General features: G+C 51.5%; 2 tRNA genes, 3 rRNA genes and 1 pseudogene. 5 read left to right on the top strand and 1 reads right to left on the bottom strand.

Annotated features, from left to right (window positions below):
• Positions 1–219, bottom strand: a pseudogene (locus FFS13_RS19915) (hypothetical protein); the annotation flags it as partial.
• A gap of 153 nt (positions 220–372) precedes the next feature.
• Between FFS13_RS19915 and FFS13_RS19660 the strand changes: the two are divergent.
• The 5 genes from FFS13_RS19660 (at position 373) to rrf (ending at position 5,538) form a co-directional block, all read left to right on the top strand.
• Positions 373–1,911, top strand: a 16S ribosomal RNA gene (locus tag FFS13_RS19660).
• Positions 1,912–1,976: 65 nt separating this feature from the next.
• A tRNA-Ile gene (locus FFS13_RS19655) sits at positions 1,977–2,053 on the top strand.
• A gap of 30 nt (positions 2,054–2,083) precedes the next feature.
• A tRNA-Ala gene (locus FFS13_RS19650) sits at positions 2,084–2,159 on the top strand.
• A 240-nt stretch (positions 2,160–2,399) separates the two neighbouring features.
• A 23S ribosomal RNA gene (locus FFS13_RS19645) occupies positions 2,400–5,289 on the top strand.
• 133 nt (positions 5,290–5,422) lie between these two features.
• A 5S ribosomal RNA gene (rrf, locus tag FFS13_RS19640) occupies positions 5,423–5,538 on the top strand.
• Together the 16S, 23S and 5S rRNA genes with 2 tRNA genes alongside form the textbook arrangement of a ribosomal RNA operon.
• Positions 5,539–5,599 lie beyond the last annotated feature (61 nt).

The raw sequence follows: 5,599 nt of genomic DNA, 5'->3' as shown, positions 1-5,599 counted from the left end.
GATCGAAAGCGGTTGAATGAGGTGGTTGACAGCGGTTTGAAACGCTGTAGAATTCGCCTCCCGCTGACGAGAAGCCCAAGGGTGATCGGAAGCGCAAGCGGTTGAAGTAGAAAAGAAATTTTCGAAATCGCTTGACGGAATGAGAGGTTGCTGTAGAATGCGCGCCTCGGTTGAGACGAAAGACTTAACCAACTGTTCTTTAACAACTGAATCAAGCAATTCGTGTGGGTGCTTGTGAGGTAAGACTGATAGTCACCTGATTATCAGCATCACAAGTAACTCTTCGTGAATTCAAAGAGTTTAGCTTTTTAAATAAAGCAATTTGCGATTGCTGAGCCAAGTTTAGGGTTTTCTCAAAACCCAAAGATGTTTGAACTGAAGAGTTTGATCATGGCTCAGATTGAACGCTGGCGGCAGGCCTAACACATGCAAGTCGAGCGGCAGCACGGGTACTTGTACCTGGTGGCGAGCGGCGGACGGGTGAGTAATGCCTAGGAATCTGCCTAGTAGTGGGGGATAACGTTCGGAAACGGACGCTAATACCGCATACGTCCTACGGGAGAAAGTGGGGGATCTTCGGACCTCACGCTATTAGATGAGCCTAGGTCGGATTAGCTAGTTGGTAGGGTAAAGGCCTACCAAGGCGACGATCCGTAACTGGTCTGAGAGGATGATCAGTCACACTGGAACTGAGACACGGTCCAGACTCCTACGGGAGGCAGCAGTGGGGAATATTGGACAATGGGCGAAAGCCTGATCCAGCCATGCCGCGTGTGTGAAGAAGGTCTTCGGATTGTAAAGCACTTTAAGTTGGGAGGAAGGGCAGTAAGCTAATATCTTGCTGTTTTGACGTTACCGACAGAATAAGCACCGGCTAACTCTGTGCCAGCAGCCGCGGTAATACAGAGGGTGCAAGCGTTAATCGGAATTACTGGGCGTAAAGCGCGCGTAGGTGGTTCGGTAAGTTGGATGTGAAATCCCCGGGCTCAACCTGGGAACTGCATCCAAAACTGCCGAGCTAGAGTATGGTAGAGGGTGGTGGAATTTCCTGTGTAGCGGTGAAATGCGTAGATATAGGAAGGAACACCAGTGGCGAAGGCGACCACCTGGACTGATACTGACACTGAGGTGCGAAAGCGTGGGGAGCAAACAGGATTAGATACCCTGGTAGTCCACGCCGTAAACGATGTCGACTAGCCGTTGGGAGCCTTGAGCTCTTAGTGGCGCAGCTAACGCATTAAGTCGACCGCCTGGGGAGTACGGCCGCAAGGTTAAAACTCAAATGAATTGACGGGGGCCCGCACAAGCGGTGGAGCATGTGGTTTAATTCGAAGCAACGCGAAGAACCTTACCTGGCCTTGACATGTCGAGAAGTCTGCAGAGATGCGGATGTGCCTTCGGGAACTCGAACACAGGTGCTGCATGGCTGTCGTCAGCTCGTGTCGTGAGATGTTGGGTTAAGTCCCGTAACGAGCGCAACCCTTGTCCTTAGTTACCAGCACGTTATGGTGGGCACTCTAAGGAGACTGCCGGTGACAAACCGGAGGAAGGTGGGGATGACGTCAAGTCATCATGGCCCTTACGGCCAGGGCTACACACGTGCTACAATGGTCGGTACAAAGGGTTGCCAAACCGCGAGGTGGAGCTAATCCCATAAAACCGATCGTAGTCCGGATCGCAGTCTGCAACTCGACTGCGTGAAGTCGGAATCGCTAGTAATCGTGAATCAGAATGTCACGGTGAATACGTTCCCGGGCCTTGTACACACCGCCCGTCACACCATGGGAGTGGGTTGCACCAGAAGTAGCTAGTCTAACCGCAAGGGGGACGGTTACCACGGTGTGATTCATGACTGGGGTGAAGTCGTAACAAGGTAGCCGTAGGGGAACCTGCGGCTGGATCACCTCCTTAATCGACGACATCAGCTTCCTTATAAGCTCCCACACGAATTGCTTGATTCATTGCGAAAGACGATTGGGTCTGTAGCTCAGTTGGTTAGAGCGCACCCCTGATAAGGGTGAGGTCGGCAGTTCGAATCTGCCCAGACCCACCAATTGTTGTGGGGTTGGCCTTGTACGAATATGGGGCCATAGCTCAGCTGGGAGAGCGCCTGCCTTGCACGCAGGAGGTCAGCGGTTCGATCCCGCTTGGCTCCACCATACAGACGCGTTGAGAGTTCAGAATTGAATATTCCTAGGGTTGCCTTAGTTGAATATTGAATTCTGGTCTTTGACCAGTAGTAACAATCGTTCTTTAAAAATTTGGGTATGTGATAGAAAGAATAGACTGGTCACCATTTTCACTGGTGTGTGATCAGGCTAAGGTAAAATTTGCGAGTTTATTGCGAATTTTCGGCGAATGTCGTCTTCATAGTATAACCAGATTGCTTGGGGTTATATGGTCAAGTGAAGAAGCGCATACGGTGGATGCCTTGGCAGTCAGAGGCGATGAAAGACGTGGTAGCCTGCGATAAGTTTCGGGGAGTCGGCAAACAGACATTGATCCGGAAATTTCTGAATGGGGGAACCCACCTAACATAAGTTAGGTATCTTGCACTGAATACATAGGTGTAAGAAGCGAACCCGGGGAACTGAAACATCTAAGTACCCGGAGGAAAAGAAATCAACCGAGATTCCCTTAGTAGTGGCGAGCGAACGGGGACTAGCCCTTAAGTGGCTTTGAGATTAGCGGAACGCTCTGGAAAGTGCGGCCATAGTGGGTGATAGCCCTGTACGCGAAAATCTCTTAGTCATGAAATCGAGTAGGACGGAGCACGAGAAACTTTGTCTGAATATGGGGGGACCATCCTCCAAGGCTAAATACTACTGACTGACCGATAGTGAACTAGTACCGTGAGGGAAAGGCGAAAAGAACCCCGGAGAGGGGAGTGAAATAGATCCTGAAACCGTATGCGTACAAGCAGTGGGAGCCCACTTTGTTGGGTGACTGCGTACCTTTTGTATAATGGGTCAGCGACTTATTTTCAGTGGCGAGCTTAACCGAATAGGGGAGGCGTAGCGAAAGCGAGTCTTAATAGGGCGTTTAGTCGCTGGGAATAGACCCGAAACCGGGCGATCTATCCATGGGCAGGTTGAAGGTTGGGTAACACTAACTGGAGGACCGAACCGACTACCGTTGAAAAGTTAGCGGATGACCTGTGGATCGGAGTGAAAGGCTAATCAAGCTCGGAGATAGCTGGTTCTCCTCGAAAGCTATTTAGGTAGCGCCTCGTGTATCACTGTTGGGGGTAGAGCACTGTTTCGGCTAGGGGGTCATCCCGACTTACCAAACCGATGCAAACTCCGAATACCAACAAGTGCGAGCACGGGAGACACACGGCGGGTGCTAACGTCCGTCGTGAAAAGGGAAACAACCCAGACCGTCAGCTAAGGTCCCAAAGTTCTAGTTAAGTGGGAAACGATGTGGGAAGGCTTAGACAGCTAGGAGGTTGGCTTAGAAGCAGCCACCCTTTAAAGAAAGCGTAATAGCTCACTAGTCGAGTCGGCCTGCGCGGAAGATTTAACGGGGCTCAAACTAGACACCGAAGCTACGGGTATCACTTAGGTGATGCGGTAGAGGAGCGTTCTGTAAGCCTGTGAAGGTGAGTTGAGAAGCTTGCTGGAGGTATCAGAAGTGCGAATGCTGACATGAGTAACGACAATGGGTGTGAAAAACACCCACGCCGAAAGACCAAGGTTTCCTGCGCAACGTTAATCGACGCAGGGTTAGTCGGTCCCTAAGGCGAGGCTGAAAAGCGTAGTCGATGGAAAACAGGTTAATATTCCTGTACTTCTAGTTATTGCGATGGGGGGACGGAGAAGGCTAGGCCAGCTTGGCGTTGGTTGTCCAAGTTTAAGGTTGTAGGCTGGGTGCTTAGGTAAATCCGGGCGCCTAAGGCTGAGAACTGATGACGAGTGCTCATTAGAGCGCGAAGTGGTTGATGCCATGCTTCCAAGAAAAGCCTCTAAGCTTCAGATAACTAGGAACCGTACCCCAAACCGACACAGGTGGTTGGGTAGAGAATACCAAGGCGCTTGAGAGAACTCGGGTGAAGGAACTAGGCAAAATGGCACCGTAACTTCGGGAGAAGGTGCGCCGGTGAGGGTGAAGGACTTGCTCCGTAAGCTCATGCCGGTCGAAGATACCAGGCCGCTGCGACTGTTTATTAAAAACACAGCACTCTGCAAACACGAAAGTGGACGTATAGGGTGTGACGCCTGCCCGGTGCCGGAAGGTTAATTGATGGGGTTAGCTAACGCGAAGCTCTTGATCGAAGCCCCGGTAAACGGCGGCCGTAACTATAACGGTCCTAAGGTAGCGAAATTCCTTGTCGGGTAAGTTCCGACCTGCACGAATGGCGTAACGATGGCGGCGCTGTCTCCACCCGAGACTCAGTGAAATTGAAATCGCTGTGAAGATGCAGTGTATCCGCGGCTAGACGGAAAGACCCCGTGAACCTTTACTATAGCTTTGCACTGGACTTTGAATTTGCTTGTGTAGGATAGGTGGGAGGCTTTGAAGCGTGGACGCCAGTCTGCGTGGAGCCAACCTTGAAATACCACCCTGGCAACTTTGAGGTTCTAACTCAGGTCCGTTATCCGGATCGAGGACAGTGTATGGTGGGTAGTTTGACTGGGGCGGTCTCCTCCTAAAGAGTAACGGAGGAGTACGAAGGTGCGCTCAGACCGGTCGGAAATCGGTCGTAGAGTATAAAGGCAAAAGCGCGCTTGACTGCGAGACAGACACGTCGAGCAGGTACGAAAGTAGGTCTTAGTGATCCGGTGGTTCTGTATGGAAGGGCCATCGCTCAACGGATAAAAGGTACTCCGGGGATAACAGGCTGATACCGCCCAAGAGTTCATATCGACGGCGGTGTTTGGCACCTCGATGTCGGCTCATCACATCCTGGGGCTGAAGCCGGTCCCAAGGGTATGGCTGTTCGCCATTTAAAGTGGTACGCGAGCTGGGTTTAGAACGTCGTGAGACAGTTCGGTCCCTATCTGCCGTGGACGTTTGAGATTTGAGAGGGGCTGCTCCTAGTACGAGAGGACCGGAGTGGACGAACCTCTGGTGTTCCGGTTGTCACGCCAGTGGCATCGCCGGGTAGCTATGTTCGGAATAGATAACCGCTGAAAGCATCTAAGCGGGAAACTAGCCTCAAGATGAGATCTCACTGGAACCTTGAGTTCCCTAAAGGGCCGTCGAAGACTACGACGTTGATAGGTGGGGTGTGTAAGCGCTGTGAGGCGTTGAGCTAACCCATACTAATTGCCCGTGAGGCTTGACCATATAACACCCAAGCAATTTGCTTAGGCAAATTGATGAGTGTGAAGACGATACCGAAAGTTCGTCAAACTCGCGAAAGACTGTCTATCACAGACCCAATTTGGAGTAGCGCGCAGGCGACACTCCACCCGAATTGCTTGACGACCATAGAGCGTTGGAACCACCTGATCCCATCCCGAACTCAGTAGTGAAACGACGCATCGCCGATGGTAGTGTGGGGTCTCCCCATGTGAGAGTAGGTCATCGTCAAGCTTAAATTCCAAACCCCTCATTCGCGCAAGCGGGTGGGGGGTTTGTCTTTGCGCGCAAAAAA

The organism is Pseudomonas sp. 2FG (assembly GCF_005502935.1).
Classification (GTDB): Bacteria; Pseudomonadota; Gammaproteobacteria; order Pseudomonadales; family Pseudomonadaceae; genus Aquipseudomonas.
The sequence above is the reverse complement of the archived record's forward strand: the minus strand, read 5'-3'. Positions and strand labels throughout refer to the sequence as shown.